Below are 18,707 nucleotides of genomic sequence, written 5' to 3' on the forward strand. Positions count from 1 at the left end.
CTAGTCGGGACGGCTTGCGTACTGCGCAATCCCATTGCCAAACGACCAGTTCTCCTTCTCGACCTCGACGAGATTGATGAACACATCCTCGGACCGCACGCCCGGCGACTTCCCGAGTTCATCGACGATGCGCCGGTACAGCGCCTTCTTCTGCTCGACCGAGCGCGTGTTGCTGACGGTCAGCTGGATCACGACGAGATCGTCGCCGCGCTCGATATTCTGGTACTGCCGGTCGTAGATCATGTTGTCGGCCGTGTGCTCGGTGATCAGCATGAACATGTCGTCCTTCGGCACGTTGAACGTGTCCACCAGCGAGCGCTGGATGCCGGCGCTCAGCGCCTGGCGGTACTCGGCCGGCTTGCCGGCGCGCAGTGAGATCCGGGTGAGCGGCATGATGGCCTCCTTGTTTGCGGTGTTGGGTTGAACACAGCTTAGGCGCGCTCGGTCATAATAAACAGATATCCCTGTCTATTTCATCCATTTCCATCCGAAATGAAAGTCCTCGATCTCGATGCGGTGCGCGCCTTCGTGCTGGTCGCCGATCTGCGCAGCTTCACGCGCGCCGCGGACGCGCTCGACACCACGCAATCGGCCGTCAGCCTGAAGCTGAAGCGACTGGAGGCGCACCTGGGCAAGCAGTTGCTGGAGCGCACGCCGCGCATCGTGCGTCTGTCCGCCGACGGCCACGCGTTTCTCGGCGCCGCGCGCGAGTTGCTGAACGCGCACGAGCGCGCGCTCGGCGCGCTGTCGGTGGAGCGGCGGCGGCTCGTGCTCGGGCTCAGCGAGCACGTTGCGGGCTCCGATCTGCCGCACCTGCTCGGCCGGCTCAACGCACACGATCCGGGCCTCGTGGTCGAGTTGCATATGGGCACATCGGCGGCGTTGCTCGCGCAGTTCGACGAACGCCGGCTCGATGCGGCGATCGTCCGCTACGGCGCCGACGAACCGCCGCGCGATGACGCGCAGACGCTGTTCAGCGAACCGCTCGGTTGGCTCGCGACGCCGACATGGCTGCCGCGAGTCGGTGAGCCGCTAGCGCTCGCGCTATTGAGCCCGCCGTGCAACGTGCGTGACGTCGCGTTGCGCACGCTGGCGGCGGCGGGGATCGCCTGGCAGGAGGTGTTTGTGGGTGGTGGCGTCGCGGCAGTGGGCGCGGCTGTGGCCGCTGGGCTCGCCGTGTCGCCGCTCGCGCGTCGGGTTGCGCCGCGCGGTCTGATCGACGTCGGCGCGCGGCTCAGCCTGCCGGCGCTGCCGGAATCGCGTGTGACGCTGCATTCGCGCGTGCGCGAGGCCCGCTCGGCGGAAACGCTGCGGCTGCTTGCAAACGGCCTCGCCACGGCGTGACGCCAAGACCGATGCCACACCGCGCCGCGCCGCTCGAAGCAGCCTTAGTGGATGATCGGCGGCAGCGAACCGCTGCTGGCGGTCGCCGGATTGGGCACGGAGCCCATCGGCGCGATGTCGCTAACGTTTGCGGACGCGTCCGGCGAAGTCCGCACGGGCGGTTTGATCAGATTCGCATGGGAAATCGCGGGCTTCGCCGCGACCTTGTCCACATGCGGACGCGCGGTGTGAGCCGCCGCGAAATCGGCGTGCACGACCTTGCCCTGAGCCGGCTTCGCGTGCGCCAGTTGCACATGTGGCTGCGCGTGCTTCGCGGTCACGGTGGCGTGCGACCGGTTCGGGCCCGACGCCGCGACTTTCGTACCGCCTTTCACGTTCCCGCCCGCCACGAGATGTTTCTCGCCGTTCCCATGCGCCGCGAGTTTGCCGCCGTGGGCCGCGCCGGCCGACGCGACATGGGTTGCCGCGTGCCGGGCGCTCGCCGTCTGCCGCGCATGCGCACCAGTTTTGGTTTTGATTCCGCCCTTGGCGCCCGCCTTCACTTTCACCGCCTCGGGTTTTTTCCGCGCGTGCGCCTGTTGGGTAACGTGTCCGCTCGCGATATGCCCGCTCGCCTCCGGCGGATTCCACACTTCCGCATAACCGGCAGCCAACGCCATCTCCGACACACACCACACGGCCAGCGCCGCTGCTACTGCTCGAACCCGCATCTGCTGCTTCTCCTGATCGACGACTGCCAAAACGAGCCGGGATTATATTCTCTTGCAAAAATCCACTTTTGGACTAATATTCTTAAAAAGTACACATAGGGACTTACCCGCAATGGCTCACGCTGCCCGAATTTCCTCGCCCGAGGCATCGCCGCGACGATCGCTTTCGGAACCCACGCTGACGCAGATGTCCTCGGCCGGTCTGCGTGCGTTCTTCAACATCGCGCGCGACTGGGACCTGAGCGCCGACGAGCAGATCGTGCTACTCGGCAAGCCGGGCCGCTCGACGTTCTTCAAGTGGAGGGCGACGCCCGAGACCGCGCGCCTCAGCCACGACACGCTGGAGCGACTGTCGCTGCTGCTCGGCATCTACAAGGCGCTGCAGATTCTGCTGCCGCAGCCGAGCGCCGCCGACACCTGGGTCAAACGTCCCAACAGCGCGCCGCCGTTCGGCGGCAAACGCGCGCTGGACCGCATGCTGGCGGGCAACATCAGCGATCTCGTAGCCGTGCGCCAGTATCTCGACGCAATGCGAGGCGGCTGGGCGTGACGCAACCGCAATGGCAGGACCGCTGGACCAGCGCCGCGCTCGACTGGTCGCCCGCGTATCGCGTGATTCCGACGCGCTTTCCGGCCATCAACCTGTTCGATCGGGTCGCATCGCCGGAGGATTTCGACGCGCTGTACGCGCTCGAAGCGATGACCAACGACCGTCTGCGCACCGAAATCGGCGAACTCGATCTGGTGCCGCGCGAGGAGCGCCGTTTCGGGCCCGGCTACGGGCCGATCATGGCCGCGCTCACGCATCTGAATCCGCTCGGCAGCCGCTTTTCCGATGGCACCTACGGCGTGTTCTATTGCGCGCGTTCACGCGCGACGGCGATCGCGGAAACACGCTATCACACGGGTCAGTTTCTCCAGGCGACCGCCGAGCCGCCGATGCGTCAACAGACGCGTCTCTACACGGTAGTCGCACAAGGCAGCGTGGTCGACTTGCGTCGCGACCCCGAGTTCGATCCCGCCGTGCTGTCGCCCGACGACTACCTTCCCGGACAGGCGCTCGGGCGCGCGGTACGCGCGTCGGGCGCGCCGGGCATCGTGTATCCGTCGGTGCGCGACAGCGCTGGCGAATGCCTCGCGGCATTCCGCACGATGCTGCTGCGCGACTGCCATCACGCGGCATACCTCGAATACAACTGGAACGGCAGGAGCGTCGATATGGTGTTCGAGTTGAATCAGGTCGGGTGACAGAAGAGCGGTGAAGCAGCGCGGGGACTTCAGCCGTTCAAGGCAAGGCCAATTCCGCCGCCCCTTCCGCGCGCGCGGCCTCGACCGAGATCGACCAACGACGCAACGCCTGCGGCTGCACGATCGTCAACGTGCCGTCCGGCCCGAACGCGCCCGTATCGATGAACACTTGCGAACCGATCTGCGTGATGTCGCGCACCGGCGTATGGCCGCAATAAGTCAGCGACAGCCCGCGCTGCCGCAGCGGATCGCCGTTGCCCAGCGCGAGCTCGCGACCCCACAGCAATTGCTGGCGCGTTTCGGCCGAATAATTGCCCGCGTCGAGCTCGGCGTCGGAGCCGAAAAATTCGGCGTGCAGAACGTTGAAGCGCGCCTTGCCGCTGCCGATCACGCGCACGAGCGGCAGCGTGCGCAGATGCTCGGCGTAATAGCGCAGACGCTCGTCGGGCACGTCGGCCGCCCACGCGCCGCCGATGCCGTACCACCACTGCCGCCGCAAGCGGCCGTCGGCGACCGCACACAGCGCGTCCTCGTGATTGCCGAGCACCGCATGGAACCACGGCTTCGCGAGCAGCGCGAGCGCCTGCTCCGAGTGCTCGCCCCGATCGACCAGATCGCCGACCGAAAACAGCCGGTCGCACGTCGGATCGAACGCGATCTGACGCAGCAGGTAGCGCAAAGCGTCGACGCAGCCGTGCAGATCGCCGACCACGAAATCGCGGCCGGCCTCGTTGGCGTCGTGATGCTGAACGAAGTTGGCGGGGATGGAATTCATCCCACCATGATAATGCGGCCGACGCGCACGCGTATGCGGGGTGCCTATCGTATTCGCACGCTTCATCGATCAAGAAAGACATCGAACGACGCAAAAATGACGCTGAAACGCCACATTTGCGGTATGCGTTACCGGAAATGCACGTTTGCGCGAGTCACTCCTGGCGCGCGCCCGAGTCGTCCCGCGCGCTATTGCAGCGTGCGCAGCTTCGCCACCTGGTCGGCCGCGATCGTCGCCTGCGGATTGCCGAACTGTTTCGTCACGTAGTTGGTGATCGCCGCGATCTGCTCGTCGTCGAGATGGCCGCCGAACCCGGGCATCAGCACGTCCGCGTGCGCGGTCGTGCGATTCACGCCGTGCAGAATGACCAACGCGAGATTGTTCGCGTCGTTCGCGCCGACCGTCGAGTTGTGGATCAGCGACGGATACGCGCCCGGCGCGCTCGCGCCCACGCCCTGCCCGGTCCAGCCATGACAGGTCGCGCAATTGGCGACGAACAGCTGCGCGCCGTTCACGCCGGTGATCGCGGTGCCGCGCATGGCGGTGACGTCGCTGGCCGGCTTGCCCCATTGATGACGGGGACGCGCGTCGTCGCCGCTCACGGCCGGCACCGAGCGCAAGAACACGACGATCGAGCGCAGATCCACCGGCGTCAGATACTGCGTGCTGTTCGCGACCACTTCGCCCATCGGACCGGCCGCGTTTGCGCGGCTCGGCGCCGCGCCGGTCGACAGATACGCCGTGAGTTCGTCGTCGCGCCAGTCGCCGACGCCGCTCAGCTTGTCCGGCGTGATATTGAACGCATGCCAGCCGGCCTGCACCGCACCGGAGAAACGCGCGCTCGACTTCAGCCCCTGCATGAAATTGCGCGGTGTATGGCATTCCTCGCAATGCGCGAGCCCTTCGACCAGATACGCGCCTCGGTTCCATTCAGGGCTCTGTTTCGGGTCCGGCACGAAGCGCCCCTCGGTGAAGTTGAACAGGTTCCAGAACACCATTAGCCAGCGCTGATTGAACGGGAACTTGAGGCTGTTCGAGGGCGGCGTGTAGTGAATCGGCGCGAGCGTGTTCAGATACGCGCGAATCGCGAGCACGTCCTGTTCGGTCACGCGTGTGTAGGCGGTGTACGGGAACGCCGGATAGAGCCGCTCGCCGCCTTTGCCGATGCCTTCGTGCATCGCGCGCATGAAATCGGCGTCGCTCCATTGGCCGATGCCGGTGTCGGGATCGGGCGTGATGTTCGGCGTCACGATCGTGCCGAACGGTGTGCTGATCGGCAGGCCGCCCGCGAATGGGCGCGACTTGTCCGCCGTATGGCAGGCCGCGCAATCGGCAGCACGGGTCAGGTATTGGCCGCGCTTCACGAGTTCGCCATTCGCGGCCTTGCCGGCGAGCATGGCCGGGCCGCCGACCGAAGCCTGCGCCGCGTCGTCGGCGCGCGCCTGGGTGATCGGCATTTCGTCGCTCGAGTCTGCGTCCGGGCCGTGCGACTCGTGCCACGCTATCGACAGCGCAAACAGCGAAAACGCGGCCGCGAGCGCCGCGCCGCCGAAGCGGCGGCGCTGGTTGACGTGCATCAGCACAGGGTCCGGCTGCGCGCGACAGGTTTTCTTCGTCATTGTGGCTCTCCGGTCGGCGCTCAGATTTCGCGCTTCAGCTTGTCGCCCAGTTTCAGCGACAGTGCAGCGATCGTCAGCGTGCAGTTCACCGACGCGGCGGTGGGCATCACGCCGCTACTCGCGATGAACAGGTTCGAATGATCGTGCGTGCGGCAGTCCGCGTCGACGACCGAACTCGCCGCATCGCTGCCCATGATCGTCGTGCCCATGATGTGATTGTTGGGCGCGAAGCTGTCGTCGAACGAGACCTCGATGCCGCCGAATAGCGTCGCGATCTGCGCATACAGTTCGTGCGTATTGGCGGCGCTCTTCTTCACGTAGTCGTTGATCGAGTAGTAGATCTCGGGCTGAGGAATCCCGAGCGCGTCCTTGTGATCTGCCGACGGCACGATGCGGTTCTGCGGCTCCGGCAGATGTTCGTGAAAGCTGTTGATGTTCAGCGTGCGCGCCGCGCGGTCGCGAATCTGCCGGTCGAGCTCGGCGCCGGTCAGGCCTTTTTTCAGCAGGTCGGCGGTGACGCCCATCGTCGGCACGCCGTTCGACAAATGCAGCTTCTTCGCCGCGTGATCGGAGCGGAACGCGCCGTCGCGGAAGTTGACGATCGAGGTCATCTCCATCGGGCCACGGCCGGGCCACAGCGGTTCGTTGGCGAGAAACGTGACGCCGGTGCCGGGATGGTCCATCAAGTTGCGGCCCACCTGATCGGAGCTGTTGCCGACGCCGTGCGGGAATTTGTCGGAGGTCGACATCAACATCAGCTTCGGCGTTTCGATGCCGTTCGCCGCGAGCACGAACAGCTTGCCGGTGACGCGTGTGCTATTGCCGTTCGGGTCCTTGTAGTGGACCGCGGTAATGAGCCCTTTGTCGTCCGCTTCGATGCGATACACGACCGCTTCGGGAATCAGTTTCGCGCCGGCCTGCTCGGCCTTCTCCGCGTGAATCACGCCGTTGTACATCGCGGCGATCGGGCAGATCGGCATGCAGTTGTTGTTGCCGCAGCAGGTGGGCCGCGCATCGTACGGCCGGCTGTTGCGCGCGACCGGTTCGGGCACGACCTTGAAGCCCCGCGCGTTGAGCACGTCGCTGAACCGCTGATCCATGTACGACAGTGGCAACTGCTGCATCGGATAGGGCTTCGAGCGCGGCGAACCGAGATCGATCGAACTATCGGGACCGGACACGCCGAGCTGCACTTCGGCGGCCACGTACCACGGCTCGAGCGTTTCGTACGGATACGGCCAGTCGCGCCCGACGCCATACAGCTTGCGCAACTGGAAGTCCGACGGCAGCAGCCGCCACGCGGCGGCCGCCCAGTGCCAGGTCGTGCCGCCGACCAGCCGCACGTATTGTGAGTTGTACGGATAATCGCCCTTCTGGATCAGGTAGTTGTTCGCGGGCGCGTACTCGGGATGCGGCGCGTAAGGCGTCGACGGATACGGCGTCGCGAAGTCGGACCTGGCCGGCGAGTTGCGGAAGTTCTCGACGATCTGCCAGCGCGGAATGCGCGGCCCCGCTTCGAGCAGGATCACCGACGCGCCCGCCAGCGCCAGCTGATGCGCAACCAGACTGCCGGCGACGCCGGAGCCGACCACGACGATATCGGCGGATTGTGTGTTTGCCATCGTTTCTCTCTTCGATGCCCTGCCTGTTGCGGGCTTTGTTCGTGCGACGCTTGCGGGTCCGGCGTGCTGGTTGCGCTGCTGGCGTGGCCCGCGCGCGGGCTCGCGCGGCTCACGCGGGCGTCGGCTTCCGCGTCCAGTAGAACGGCACGTCGCGGCAATAGGAGGGAATCGTGAGCACGTCTTGCACGGGCTCGAACATCAGCGCCTTTTCATACGCGATCACCTGGACGTGCGGCATGTCGCCGACGAGGCCCAGGTACCACGCGCGCATGATCGCGCCGACCGTTTTGGCGAGCGCGGGCTGGTCGGTCTGCAGCGCCTGCGTGACCGTATCGGACGGCACGCCGCCGTGGCCTTGCAGCCACGTGTTCAGCGCCGCGACGTTCTGCGCGAACTGGTTATCGGCACGCGACAGCGCATCGTAGACACGTTGGCCAAGCACGGTATCGAAACTGCTACGACCGGTGAGGTGTTGCGAAAGCGCGAGGAAGGCATCGAGTCCGCCCCCGGCTGGCCGCGTATCGGCGAAGGCGGGCGCGATCCACGCCAGCGAACGGCTCGCGCCGGCGAACGCGAGCGCCACGGCCGTCGCGCACGAGCCGAGCACCCAGGCCCTGCGCGAAGCGGAAAACGACGGCGGCAAGCCGGTGAAACGTGTGGCATTGCGATAAGACTTCGCTCCTTGCCGATGCGTCACGTGGGGATGCGCATCGTTATCCTCAGGAACATCTGTCATGGGGGCTCCAGATGATGAGTCGTTCTCGACGAGCAGCGCGGCGAGGGCATGATGCCGTTCGCCTGCCGCTTCGTTTGCTCTTCCCCAAACCTGGTCTTACGCCGCTTCAGCGGTCTCGTATCCGTGCGCGTGATTCACGCGCGCCGCATGTGCGGTGTTGCATGCATGATCGCAACGATTGCTGCCGTTATCTAGCAATCGCCTTTCAACTGAAAGCGGCGCGCAAGGCCGCCGCGAAAGACTATAGCCTGTGACCCACCATTCGACAATCGGTCCGCGTTGCACGCGTAGAATCCGCGACACCGACTGCCCTACACTTCGTCGTTCATCGAATCCATGTCCATCAACTACTATCCCCAGCTTCTTCGCAATCGGCCCCGCACGGTGATCGGCCTCGTGATCGGGATCGTCGTCGCGTTCCTCGTGCCCGGTCATACGAGTCCGATCGCCCGCACACTGATCGGCTGGGACGCGGCCATCTGGAGCTACCTGCTGATGATCTGGGTGCATATGGCTCTTGCCGACGAGCACCGCGTGCGCGAATACGCGATGCGCGACGACGAAAACGCGGGCGTCGTGCTGGTCGTCATCTGCGTCGCGACGATCGCGAGCGTCGCCGCGATCGTGCTCGAACTCGCGTCGGCCAAGGGCGCGGGCGGCGCAACGACCGTCTGGCACTACCTGCTGACCGGTCTGACGCTGATCGGCGCATGGTTTCTGATTCCGACGATCTTCACGCTGCACTACGCGCGCCTCTACTACGACACGGACGCGCAAGAGACCGCGTTGAAGTTTCCCGATCACCATTTGCTGCCGAACTACTGGGACTTCCTGTACTACTCGTTCACGATCGCGGTCGCGTCGCAGACTTCCGATGTCGTGTTGCGCTCACGCGAAATTCGCCGCGCGACGCTCGCCCAATCGGTCCTGTCGTTCTACTTCAACGTCGCGGTGCTCGGCCTGTGCGTGAACATCGCGGCGGGGCTGCTGGGTTCGTGACAAGGCCGCTGCGCGGCGTTCGGATGAATTTCATGCGAGTGCCACGCGCGTGCCACATGGCTGCCACGTGAGCGGCACCCAGGCTTCACGCGTCCGCTTGAACCGCATTCCGTGCAACGCGGGCCGCCCGTGTAAAACCGGCCCCACACCACCCCGTTTTACATGCCGGCCACCCGCGGCGTGCGTAACAATGCCCGCATTTTTGCGCGCGCTCCGTGCGCGCGCGCACCTTCGGCACCCGCCATCTCACCGTAACCTCCCCGTTTCCGCGCTAGCGCGGTGCCCGGCTGCCCGCGCGTTGGCACACGGTTTGCTCCTTTCCGCGACGAGTGACGACCAGTCCCGCGAGACCGGCGTCTGGCGTCAAAGCACCCGCGACTGGCCAGCGGCGCGACGATCTTTGCACTACATTGACCAGTACGTGCCCCCGCTGACGCATGGCGCGGTATCCGGCTCGGGAAGCCCAATGAGCGCTGTGATCGCATGCCAAGTGCATCCACACCGCAGCAGGACAACTCTGGAAACGACCGATGGAATCTCCAAACGGGTACGCGCCGCGGATTTACTTTTTTCATTCTCTTCTCGTCGGGCCCCTCGATGCCTGGCCCGCGCAGTTCGCTCATGCGGCCGGGCTCGGCTTCGATCATGCGTTGATCGGCGGGCTGTTCGAGCCCGGCCAGGCCGGCCATGGCCAGGTGGTCGGCAATCACGCTCGGCTGAATCCCGTGTTCGAGGCGCAGCATTCGGTGCACGACGCCGTGCGCATGCTCGCCGATGCCGCGCGCCGCAACAACCTGACGCTGCTGGTCGATCTCGTGATCGACCGCATGGCCGCCGACGGCGTGCTGTACAGCGAGCATTCGGACTGGTTTCATGCGCGTGAGTCCGAGCTCGCACGGCTCGATCCGCGCCACGTGCATCGCGAAGACAACGTTGCCTACGCGAATTTCGACGACCCCGCGACGAGTGCCTCGCTGAGCGTCTGGTGGACCCAGCAACTGCTCGCGCTCGCCGAGGCGGGTGTCGGCGGCTTCCGTTTCGATTCGCCGCATCGCGTGCCGGCTGCCGTATGGCGGCACCTCGGCGATGAAGTGCGAGCGAAGCATCCGCGCGTGCGCTTTCTCGCGGCAACGCCGGGCCTGTCGCGCGGCGATCTGCCCGGTCTCGAAGCAGCCGGCTTCGACAGCGCGTTTTCGTCGGTGCGCTGGTGGGATTTCCGTTCGAGCTGGATGGCCGAGGAGCATGCGGCGCTCGCGCGCGTTGGTGCGCCGATCGCCTTTCCCGAAGCGCCGTACGGTACCCGCCTCGCCGCCGAGCTGAGCGACGTCCATGATGCGGCGATCGTCGAGCGGGCGTATCGACGCGCGCTGTTCACGTCGGTTGCATTGGGCAGCGGCTGGATGATGCCGATGGGCTTCGAATACGGCATCGCCGAACCGATGTCGCAAACGCGCGGCGACGCCGCGCAGTTCGCCCGCGCCGCGCAGTCGCGCCGCTTCGATCTGAGCGCCGCCGTCACCCAGGCCAACGACTTCGCGCGCAACACGCCGACGCTGCACGCGAACGGTGAATTGCGCCCATTGAGCGGCCCCGGCGCATCGGCCGCGGTTCTGCTGCGCGGCGACGCAGCCGATCTGCGCGACGCCAGCGAAGCAGTCCTGATCGTCGTGAATCCCGAACTCGGCGCGCCAGTGCGCGTCGATCCCGCGCGCTTCCTCGCGGGCGTGCCGGGCAGCTTTACGCGCTTCGCGCCGCTCGATGCGCGCGGCCGAACCGAACCCGCGGCACTCGCGCCGTTCGCGCTCGCGCCCGGTGCGGTGCGGCTGCTGCGCGCGTTCGCGGAACAGCCGATCTGCCTCGCGCCGCCGATCGACAAGGCGAACAGCAAGCGCAGCGGCCGCAAGACAGTGCTCGACGCGATCGAAGCGCCGCGCGTCGCGATCGAGAGCGTGTCGCCGTCCGTGGAAAACGGCCGCTTCGCGGCGAAACGCAGCGTCGGCGAGCGCGCGGAAATTCGCGCGGCGATCTTCGCCGAAGGTCACGACAAGATCGCGGCTGCCGTGCTGTGGCGCGCGGCCGACGAAACCGCGTGGCACGAAGAACTGATGTCGCCCGCGCCGCCGGCCGGGCTCGACTTGTGGAGCGCGCGCATTCCGCTCGAGCGGATCGGCCGCTACGAGTTCACCGTGATCGCGTGGCGCGACGACTTCGCGTCGCTCGTCGAGCACATCCAGAAGAAGCTGAAGGCGAACCAGACCGTCGAGATAGAACTCGACGAAGCCGCGCATCTGTTCGCGCTCGTGCTCGCCGAAGTCGAGACGACCGAAGGCGCCGACAAGGAGCCGCTCGAACACATCGTGCGCGACTTCCAGAAGGCCGACGCCGAACAGAAGCTCGCAGTGATTCTCGCGCCCGCCACAGCGAAGGCAATGACCGCTGCGCGCCATCGCCCGTTTCTGAGCCGCGACCAGGTGACCTACAAGATCGACGCGGAACGCACGGCCGCCCATTTCGCGAGCTGGTACGAGATCTTCCCGCGCTCGATGAGCGACGACGAATCACGCCACGGCACGTTCGCGGACGTGAGCGCGAAGCTGCCGCGCATCCGCGACATGGGCTTCGACGTGCTGTACTTCCCGCCGATCCACCCGATCGGCCTCGCGAACCGCAAGGGCCGCAACAACACGCTGACCACGCAGCCGGGCGATGTGGGCAGTCCCTATGCGATCGGCGCCGCCGAGGGCGGTCACACCGCCGTGCATCCGCAACTCGGCACGCTCGACGATTTCAAGGCGATGCTCGCCGCCGCGCATGCGCATTGCCTCGAGATCGCGCTCGACTTCGCGATCCAGTGCTCGCCCGATCACCCGTGGCTGAAGGAGCATCCGACCTGGTTCGCGTGGCGCCCCGACGGCACGCTGCGCTACGCCGAGAATCCACCGAAGAAGTATCAGGACATCGTCAACCCGGACTTCTACGCGCACGACGCCAAGCCCGGCCTGTGGCTCGCATTGCGCGACGTGATCCTGTTCTGGGTCGACGCGGGCGTGCGCATCTTCCGCGTCGACAATCCGCACACCAAGCCGTTGCCGTTCTGGGAATGGATGATCGCCGACGTGCGTGCGCGCCACCCCGACACGATCTTTCTCGCCGAAGCCTTCACGCGGCCGCGCATGATGAACCGGCTCGGCAAGATCGGCTTCTCGCAGTCGTACACGTACTTCACGTGGCGCGAGTCGAAGCGCGATTTCACCGAGTACATGGGCGAACTCACGCAGACCGGCGCGCGCGATTTCTATCGGCCGAACTTCTTCGTCAATACGCCGGACATCAACCCGCGCCATCTGCAATCGCAGGGACGCACGGGCTTTCTGATCCGCGCGGCGCTGGCCGCGACCCTGGCCGGCCTGTGGGGCGTGTATAGCGGCTTCGAACTGTGCGAGGCCACCGCGCTGCCGAACAGCGAAGAGTATCTGGACTCCGAAAAGTATCAGTTGCGGGCGTGGGACTGGCACCGGCCCGGCAATATCGTCGGCGAGATCACCGCACTGAACCGCATCCGTCGCGCGAATCCGGCGCTGCAAACGCATCTCGGTCTCACGTTCCTCGCCGCGCACAACGACCACATCCTGTGCTTCGAGAAAGCGACCGAATCGCGCGACAACGTGATCGTCGTCGCGATCAATCTCGATCCGTTCAACGAACAGGGCGCGGACATCGAGTTGTCGTGGGACACGTTCCAGCGCTGGCATCTACACGATCACGCCACGCTCGAAGTGATCGACCAGATGACCGGCGCACGCTTCGAATGGCACGGACGCTGGCAACACGTGCGGCTCGGCTCGGGCCAACCGTTCTCGATCTGGCGAATCGCGCCGCTAGGCGGCCTGCCCGCCGATCGCCCCGAGGACAGCGACCACGATCCCGACAGCGCTCCTCACGCAGACGCTGTCAACCCAACCTGGATGGAAGGTGGAACATGAAGCGCGACGATCCAGCCCAAACCGCGCACGAGGCGCAAACGGCCGTGGCCGTAGGCACCGCGGCGAAGGTACGCACGCGCCGCCGCGGCAAACCCGCGGCCCTCAGCGACGATCCGCTGTGGTACAAGGACGCGATCATCTATCAGGTGCACATCAAGTCGTTCTTCGATGGGAACAACGACGGCGTCGGCGATTTCCCCGGTCTGATGGCCAAGCTCGACTACATCGCCGAGCTCGGCGTCAACGCGATCTGGCTGCTGCCGTTCTATCCGTCGCCACGCCGTGACGACGGCTACGACATCGCCGACTACCGCAACGTGCATCCCGACTACGGTCAGCTCGCGGACGTGCGGCGCTTCATCCAGGAAGCGCACGCGCGCGGCATCCGCGTGATCACCGAGCTCGTCATCAACCACACGTCGGATCAGCACCCATGGTTCCAGCGCGCGCGGCGCGCGAAGCCCGGCTCGAACTATCGCAACTACTACGTGTGGTCCGATACCGATCAGAAGTACCCGGAGACTCGCATCATCTTCATCGACTCGGAGCCGTCGAACTGGACGCACGATCCGGTTGCGGGCGCGTACTACTGGCACCGCTTCTACTCGCACCAGCCCGATCTGAACTTCGACAATCCGGCGGTGTTGAAAGAGGTGCTGCAGGTGATGCGTTTCTGGCTCGACATGGGCATCGACGGGCTGCGGCTCGATGCGGTGCCATACCTCGTCGAACGTGAAGGCACCAACAACGAGAACCTGCCTGAGACGCACGAGATCCTGAAGAGGATTCGCGCGACCATCGACGCCGAGTACCCGAACCGGATGCTGCTCGCCGAGGCGAACCAGTGGCCCGAGGACGTAAAGGAGTATTTCGGCAACGAAGACGAATGCCATATGGCGTTCCACTTCCCGCTGATGCCGCGCATCTACATGTCGATCGCGAGCGAAGACCGCTTCCCGATCACCGACATCATGAAGCAGACACCGGAACTCCCCGAATCGAACCAGTGGGCGATCTTCCTGCGCAATCACGACGAGCTGACGCTCGAAATGGTCACCGATTCCGAGCGTGACTATTTGTGGAACACCTATGCGAGCGATCGCCGCGCACGTTTGAATCTCGGCATTCGCCGCCGTCTCGCGCCGCTGATGGAGCGCGACCGCCGCCGCATCGAGCTGATCAACTCGCTGCTGCTGTCGATGCCCGGCACGCCGGTCATCTACTACGGCGACGAACTCGGCATGGGCGACAACATCCACCTCGGCGACCGCGACGGCGTGCGCACGCCGATGCAGTGGTCGTCGGATCGCAACGGCGGCTTCTCGCGCGCCGACCCTGAGCAACTGGTGCTGCCGCCCGTGATGGGTACGCTGTACGGCTTCGACGCGGTCAACGTCGAAGCGCAGAGCCGCGACCCGCATTCGCTGCTGAACTGGACCCGCCGCATGCTTGCGACGCGGCGCGCGAAGCAGACCTTCGGACGCGGCACGATCCGCTTTTTGAAGCCGGAAAACCGCAAGATTCTCGCGTATCTGCGCGAGATGCCCGGCGCGGCGCCGATCCTGTGCGTCGCGAATCTGTCGCGCGCGCCGCAGGCGGTCGAGCTCGAGCTGTCAGAATTCAACGGCTTCGTGCCGATCGAGATGACCGCCGATTCGGTGTTCCCCGCGATCGGTCAGCTGACCTATCTGCTGACGTTCCCGCCCTACGGCTTCCTGTGGTTCATGCTGTGCGAAGGCGGCGGGCGTCCGACATGGGCGCAGGCGCATTCGGTGCCGCTGCCCGAGTTCGTCACGATCGTGATCCGCGAGGGGCAGACCGGGCCGACTCCCGAAAACGTGCGGCTGCTCGAATCCGAAGTGCTGCCGTCGTGGCTGAGCCGGCGCCGCTGGTTCGCGTCGAAAGATCAGAAGATGCACGCGGTGCGGCTCGCCGCGCTGACCACGATCCCGAACGGCGGCTTCGCGTTCACCGAAATCGAAGTGGACGTCGGCAACCACACCGAACGCTACGTGGTGCCGATCGCGCTCACATGGGGCGGCGAAACCACCACGCCGCTGTTCCTGCAATTGGCGCTTGCGCGCGTGCGGCGCGGCCGCACCGTCGGCCATCTGACCGACGCGTTCTCGCTGCCGATCTTCGCGCACAACGTGCTGCGCAAGCTGCGCGAGCGCGCGGTCGTGCCGACCGTGCAGAAGAGCGAGATCAAGTTCCTGCCGACCGAGCGCTTCGCCGAACTCGACGCTCTCGGCGAGCGGCCCGAGATTCGCTGGCTCGCGGCCGAACAGAGCAACAGCTCGCTGATCGTCGCCGATGCCGCGGTGCTGAAGCTGGTGCGACGACTCGTCAGCGGCATCCATCCGGAAGCGGAAATCAGCCGCTATCTGACGCAGCTCGGCTATGCGAACACCGCGCCGCTGTACGGCGAAGTGGTGCGCGTCGATCCCGAGGGCGTGCCGCATACGCTGGCGATCCTGCAGGGCTTTATCGACAATCAGGGCGATGCGTGGAACTGGTCGCTGGATTATCTGCGCCGCTCGGTCGACGAACTCGCGATCGCGATCGACACCGAAACGCAGAGCGTACCCGATCGCACGAACGAGTCGATTCTGCTGGACGGTTACGGCGAACTCGCGGGCATCATCGGCCGCCGGCTCGGCGAGTTGCACGTCGCGCTCGCCACGCCGAGCGACGACCCCGCGTTCGCGCCGGAACCGGCCAACGCCGACCAGGTGAAGGCGTGGGTCGACGCGACGCAGACGATGCTCGCGGCCGCGCTCGATCTGCTCGCGACGCGCATCGCGGGCATGAGCGACGCGGACACGAAGGGGCTCGCGCAAAGTCTGATCGATCGCCGCGCCGCGCTCGTCGAGGCCGTCGCCAAGCTGGTGCCGGGCGACGCGGGCGCGTTGCGCATCCGCATCCATGGCGACTTCCATCTCGGCCAGGTACTGGTCGCGCACGGCGACGCGTATCTGATCGACTTCGAGGGCGAGCCCGCGCGTTCGCTCGACGAGCGTCGCCAGAAATCGAGCCCGTTGCGTGACGTGGCGGGTCTGATGCGCTCGCTCTCGTATGCGAGCGCGGCCGCGCAATCGACCACCGAAAGCGCGCCGCAACAGACCGCCGATCGCAAGCGCGCGCTGTTCGAGCGCTTCCGCGCGCACGCGACCAGCGCGTTCCTCGCGGAATATCGCGCGGCCGCCGCGCAGTCGCCGACGCCGCTCGTCGCGCCCGAATCCGAAGAGGCGCTGCTCGATCTGTTCCTGATCGAGAAGGCCGCTTACGAGATCCGCTACGAAGCGGCCAATCGACCGACGTGGCTCGGCTTGCCGGTGCGCGGCCTCGCGGCGCTCGTGAGCCGTCTGCTCGGCGACACCGGTGCGCCGCCGCACCGCGTTCCGTCAACCCAGGCGCCTGGCGCGGCCACGCCGCCTAACCCGGCCGAGGGCGACTATGAGTGAGCATGATGCGGCCGCAGGCCTTCAACCCGTCGATATCGACGCGCTCGTCGAAGCGCGTCACCCCGATCCGTTTTCGCAGCTCGGGCTGCATCAGACGGACGCGGGGCCGATCGTGCGCGCGCTGCTGCCGAACGCCGCGCACGTCACCGTGATTTCGCGCGCTGATGGCGCGACGCTCGGCGAACTCGAACAGCTGCGCCCTGGCCTGTTCGCGGGCCGCATCACGTCGGCGATGCCGTATCGCTTGCGCATCGACTGGCATGGTGTGGTGCAGGAAGTGGAGGATACCTATTCGTTTGCTCCGGTGCTCGGCGACGAGCCGCTCGAACGTCTCGCGCGCGGCGATCCGTACGCGGTGCTTGAATGTCTGGGCGCGCGGCCGGTCGACGTCGACGGTGTGCCGGGTGTGCGCTTTGCGGTGTGGGCGCCGAATGCGCGGCGCGTGTCGGTGGTCGGCGACTTCAATGCGTGGGACGGCCGCCGCCATCCGATGCGGCTGCGTCACCAGGCGGGCGTGTGGGAGCTGTTCGTGCCGCGCGTCGGCGCCGGCACGCGCTACAAATACGAGCTGCTGTCGCGCGACGGCCATCCGCTGCCGCTGAAGGCCGACCCGTGCGCGATGCAGACGGAAAAGCCGCCGGGCACCGCATCGATCGTCGCACACGTCGACGAGATCGAGCAGTTTCCGTGGAGCGATCACGAGTGGATCCAGTCGCGCGCCGACAAGCAGACCGCGCGCACGCCGATCACGATCTACGAAGTGCACGCGGAGTCGTGGCTGCGCGTCGCCGAGGAAGGCCAGCGTGGTCTCGTCTGGGAAGAGCTCGCCGAGCGCCTGATCCCCTATGCGAAGAGCATGGGCTTCACGCACATCGAATTTCTGCCGATCGCCGAGCATCCGTTCGGCGGTTCGTGGGGCTATCAGCCGCTCGGGCAGTTCGCGCCGTCCGCGCGCTTCGGCAAGCCCGAGCGGTTCGCGCGTTTCGTCGATCGCGCGCACGAAGCAGGGCTCGGCGTGATTCTCGACTGGGTGCCCGCGCATTTCCCGAACGACGCGCATGGCCTGATCGATTTCGACGGCACGCCGCTCTACGAGCATGCCGATCCGCGCGAAGGCTATCACCAGGACTGGAACACGATGATCTACAACCTCGGCCGCAACGAGGTCAGCGCGTTCCTGATCGCGTCGGGGCTCGCGTGGTTGAAGCGCTATCACGTCGACGGCCTGCGCGTCGATGCGGTCGCGTCGATGCTGTATCGCGACTACTCCCGCGCGGCCGGCGAGTGGGTGCCGAACATCTATGGCGGCCGCGAGAATCTCGAATCGATCGCGTTCCTGAAGCGGTTGAATCACGAGGTCCGCTATGTGCCGGGCGCCCCCGGCGCGATCACGGTCGCCGAGGAATCGACCGCATGGCCGGGCGTGACCGCGCGCCTCGCGGACGGCGGCCTCGGCTTCGACTTCAAGTGGAACATGGGCTGGATGCACGACACCCTGCAGTACATGCACGAAGACCCGATGTATCGCCAGTATCACCACCACAACATGACGTTCGGCATGGTGTACGCATATTCCGAGCACTTCGTGCTGCCGCTTTCGCACGACGAGGTGGTGCACGGCAAGGGCTCGCTGCTCGGCAAGATGCCCGGCGACCGCTGGCAGCGTTTCGCTAATCTGCGCGCGTACTTCGGTTTCATGTGGACGCACCCAGGCAAGAAGCTGCTGTTCATGGGCGGCGAATTCGGCCAGATGGCGGAGTTCGACCATGACGGCTCGCCGCATTGGCATCTTCTCGACGATTCGAACCACCACGGCGTGCAATTACTGGTGCGCGACCTGAACCATCTGTATCGCAACGAGCCCGCGCTGCATCTGCTCGACAGCGAACCGGGCGGCTTCGAATGGTTGATCGGCGACGACAGCGGCAACAGCGTGTTCGCCTATCGGCGCACCGACGGCGCGGGCCAGGAGTTCGTCGTGGTGTGCAACATGACGCCGGTGCCGCGGCTCGGCTATCGGCTCGGCATGCCGCGCGGCGGACGCTGGGTGGAAGTGCTCAATACCGATGCAGGCGTGTACGGCGGCTCGAACATGGGCAACGGCGGGCTGATTCATTCCGACCATGTATCGAGCCACGGCAGGCCACATTCCGCCGCGCTGAGCTTGCCCCCGCTCGCGACGATCGTATTGCGCGCGGACTGAGGAA

13 protein-coding genes are annotated in these 18,707 nt (G+C 66.0%); 7 read left to right on the top strand and 6 right to left on the bottom strand.

Features of this window, described 5'->3' with window-relative positions; genetic code table 11:
- Positions 1–393 (bottom strand): tautomerase family protein, encoded by a 393-nt coding sequence (locus F6X40_RS19280; RefSeq protein ID WP_187628869.1) that lies wholly within the window; start codon positions 391–393, stop codon positions 1–3.
- Between the two features lie 99 nt (positions 394–492).
- Here F6X40_RS19280 and F6X40_RS19285 point away from each other — a divergent pair, with 99 nt between their 5' ends.
- Positions 493–1,344 carry a LysR family transcriptional regulator gene (locus F6X40_RS19285; RefSeq protein WP_187628870.1) on the top strand — a complete coding sequence of 284 codons (852 nt, stop codon included), beginning with the start codon at positions 493–495 and terminating at the stop codon, positions 1,342–1,344.
- 44 nt (positions 1,345–1,388) lie between these two features.
- Here the strand turns inward: F6X40_RS19285 and F6X40_RS19290 are convergent, their stop codons facing one another.
- Positions 1,389–2,054, bottom strand: a complete 666-nt coding sequence (locus F6X40_RS19290) for a hypothetical protein (protein ID WP_187628871.1) — start codon at positions 2,052–2,054, stop codon at positions 1,389–1,391.
- 187 nt (positions 2,055–2,241) lie between these two features.
- On the opposite strand from F6X40_RS19290, the gene F6X40_RS19295 reads away from it, so the two are divergent.
- On the top strand, positions 2,242–2,604 hold the full coding sequence (locus tag F6X40_RS19295; RefSeq protein ID WP_187628897.1) for an MbcA/ParS/Xre antitoxin family protein: 363 nt from the start codon (positions 2,242–2,244) through the stop codon (positions 2,602–2,604).
- Positions 2,601–3,302: an RES family NAD+ phosphorylase gene (locus tag F6X40_RS19300; protein WP_187628872.1), complete on the top strand. Its 702-nt coding sequence runs from the start codon at positions 2,601–2,603 to the stop codon at positions 3,300–3,302. The genes F6X40_RS19295 and F6X40_RS19300 overlap by 4 nt, the downstream gene beginning before the upstream one ends.
- 37 nt (positions 3,303–3,339) lie before the next feature.
- Here the strand turns inward: F6X40_RS19300 and F6X40_RS19305 are convergent, their stop codons facing one another.
- From F6X40_RS19305 to F6X40_RS19320, 4 genes are all read right to left on the bottom strand, one after another.
- Positions 3,340–4,077: a metallophosphoesterase gene (locus tag F6X40_RS19305; RefSeq protein WP_262421482.1), complete on the bottom strand. Its 738-nt coding sequence runs from the start codon at positions 4,075–4,077 to the stop codon at positions 3,340–3,342.
- Between the two features lie 188 nt (positions 4,078–4,265).
- On the bottom strand, positions 4,266–5,696 hold the full coding sequence (locus F6X40_RS19310) for a cytochrome c (protein ID WP_187628874.1): 1,431 nt from the start codon (positions 5,694–5,696) through the stop codon (positions 4,266–4,268).
- A gap of 20 nt (positions 5,697–5,716) precedes the next feature.
- Entirely contained in the window at positions 5,717–7,318 is a 1,602-nt protein-coding gene (locus F6X40_RS19315; RefSeq protein ID WP_187628875.1) for a GMC family oxidoreductase, read from the bottom strand.
- Positions 7,319–7,427: 109 nt separating this feature from the next.
- Entirely contained in the window at positions 7,428–8,054 is a 627-nt protein-coding gene (locus F6X40_RS19320; RefSeq protein WP_187628876.1) for a sugar dehydrogenase complex small subunit, read from the bottom strand.
- A 336-nt stretch (positions 8,055–8,390) separates the two neighbouring features.
- On the opposite strand from F6X40_RS19320, the gene F6X40_RS19325 reads away from it, so the two are divergent.
- From F6X40_RS19325 to glgB, 4 genes are all read left to right on the top strand, one after another.
- Positions 8,391–9,053 (top strand): DUF1345 domain-containing protein, encoded by a 663-nt coding sequence (locus F6X40_RS19325; RefSeq protein ID WP_184072206.1) that lies wholly within the window; start codon positions 8,391–8,393, stop codon positions 9,051–9,053.
- A gap of 530 nt (positions 9,054–9,583) precedes the next feature.
- On the top strand, positions 9,584–13,036 hold the full coding sequence (locus F6X40_RS19330) for a maltotransferase domain-containing protein (RefSeq protein ID WP_187628877.1): 3,453 nt from the start codon (positions 9,584–9,586) through the stop codon (positions 13,034–13,036).
- Complete coding sequence (gene treS, locus F6X40_RS19335) at positions 13,033–16,500, top strand: maltose alpha-D-glucosyltransferase (protein ID WP_187628878.1); 3,468 nt, start codon at positions 13,033–13,035, stop codon at positions 16,498–16,500. Before F6X40_RS19330 ends, treS begins: the two co-directional genes overlap by 4 nt.
- Positions 16,493–18,703, top strand: a complete 2,211-nt coding sequence (glgB, locus tag F6X40_RS19340; protein WP_187628879.1) for a 1,4-alpha-glucan branching protein GlgB — start codon at positions 16,493–16,495, stop codon at positions 18,701–18,703. Before treS ends, glgB begins: the two co-directional genes overlap by 8 nt.
- Positions 18,704–18,707 lie beyond the last annotated feature (4 nt).

This window comes from Paraburkholderia sp. UCT31 (assembly GCF_014397655.1).
Taxonomy (GTDB): Bacteria; Pseudomonadota; Gammaproteobacteria; order Burkholderiales; family Burkholderiaceae; genus Paraburkholderia; species Paraburkholderia tuberum.

Excerpts from the sequence above, each read along its gene's own strand:
- F6X40_RS19280 (WP_187628869.1), bottom strand. The coding sequence starts at position 393 with ATGCCGCTCACCCGGATCTCACTGCGCGCCGGCAAGCCGGCCGAGTAC.
- F6X40_RS19285 (WP_187628870.1), top strand. The coding sequence starts at position 493 with ATGAAAGTCCTCGATCTCGATGCGGTGCGCGCCTTCGTGCTGGTCGCC.
- F6X40_RS19290 (WP_187628871.1), bottom strand. The coding sequence starts at position 2,054 with ATGCGGGTTCGAGCAGTAGCAGCGGCGCTGGCCGTGTGGTGTGTGTCG.
- F6X40_RS19295 (WP_187628897.1), top strand. The coding sequence starts at position 2,242 with ATGTCCTCGGCCGGTCTGCGTGCGTTCTTCAACATCGCGCGCGACTGG.
- F6X40_RS19305 (WP_262421482.1), bottom strand. The coding sequence starts at position 4,077 with ATGAATTCCATCCCCGCCAACTTCGTTCAGCATCACGACGCCAACGAG.
- F6X40_RS19310 (WP_187628874.1), bottom strand. The coding sequence starts at position 5,696 with ATGACGAAGAAAACCTGTCGCGCGCAGCCGGACCCTGTGCTGATGCAC.
- F6X40_RS19315 (WP_187628875.1), bottom strand. The coding sequence starts at position 7,318 with ATGGCAAACACACAATCCGCCGATATCGTCGTGGTCGGCTCCGGCGTC.
- F6X40_RS19320 (WP_187628876.1), bottom strand. The coding sequence starts at position 8,054 with ATGACAGATGTTCCTGAGGATAACGATGCGCATCCCCACGTGACGCAT.
- F6X40_RS19325 (WP_184072206.1), top strand. The coding sequence starts at position 8,391 with ATGTCCATCAACTACTATCCCCAGCTTCTTCGCAATCGGCCCCGCACG.
- F6X40_RS19330 (WP_187628877.1), top strand. The coding sequence starts at position 9,584 with ATGGAATCTCCAAACGGGTACGCGCCGCGGATTTACTTTTTTCATTCT.
- treS (WP_187628878.1), top strand. The coding sequence starts at position 13,033 with ATGAAGCGCGACGATCCAGCCCAAACCGCGCACGAGGCGCAAACGGCC.
- glgB (WP_187628879.1), top strand. The coding sequence starts at position 16,493 with ATGAGTGAGCATGATGCGGCCGCAGGCCTTCAACCCGTCGATATCGAC.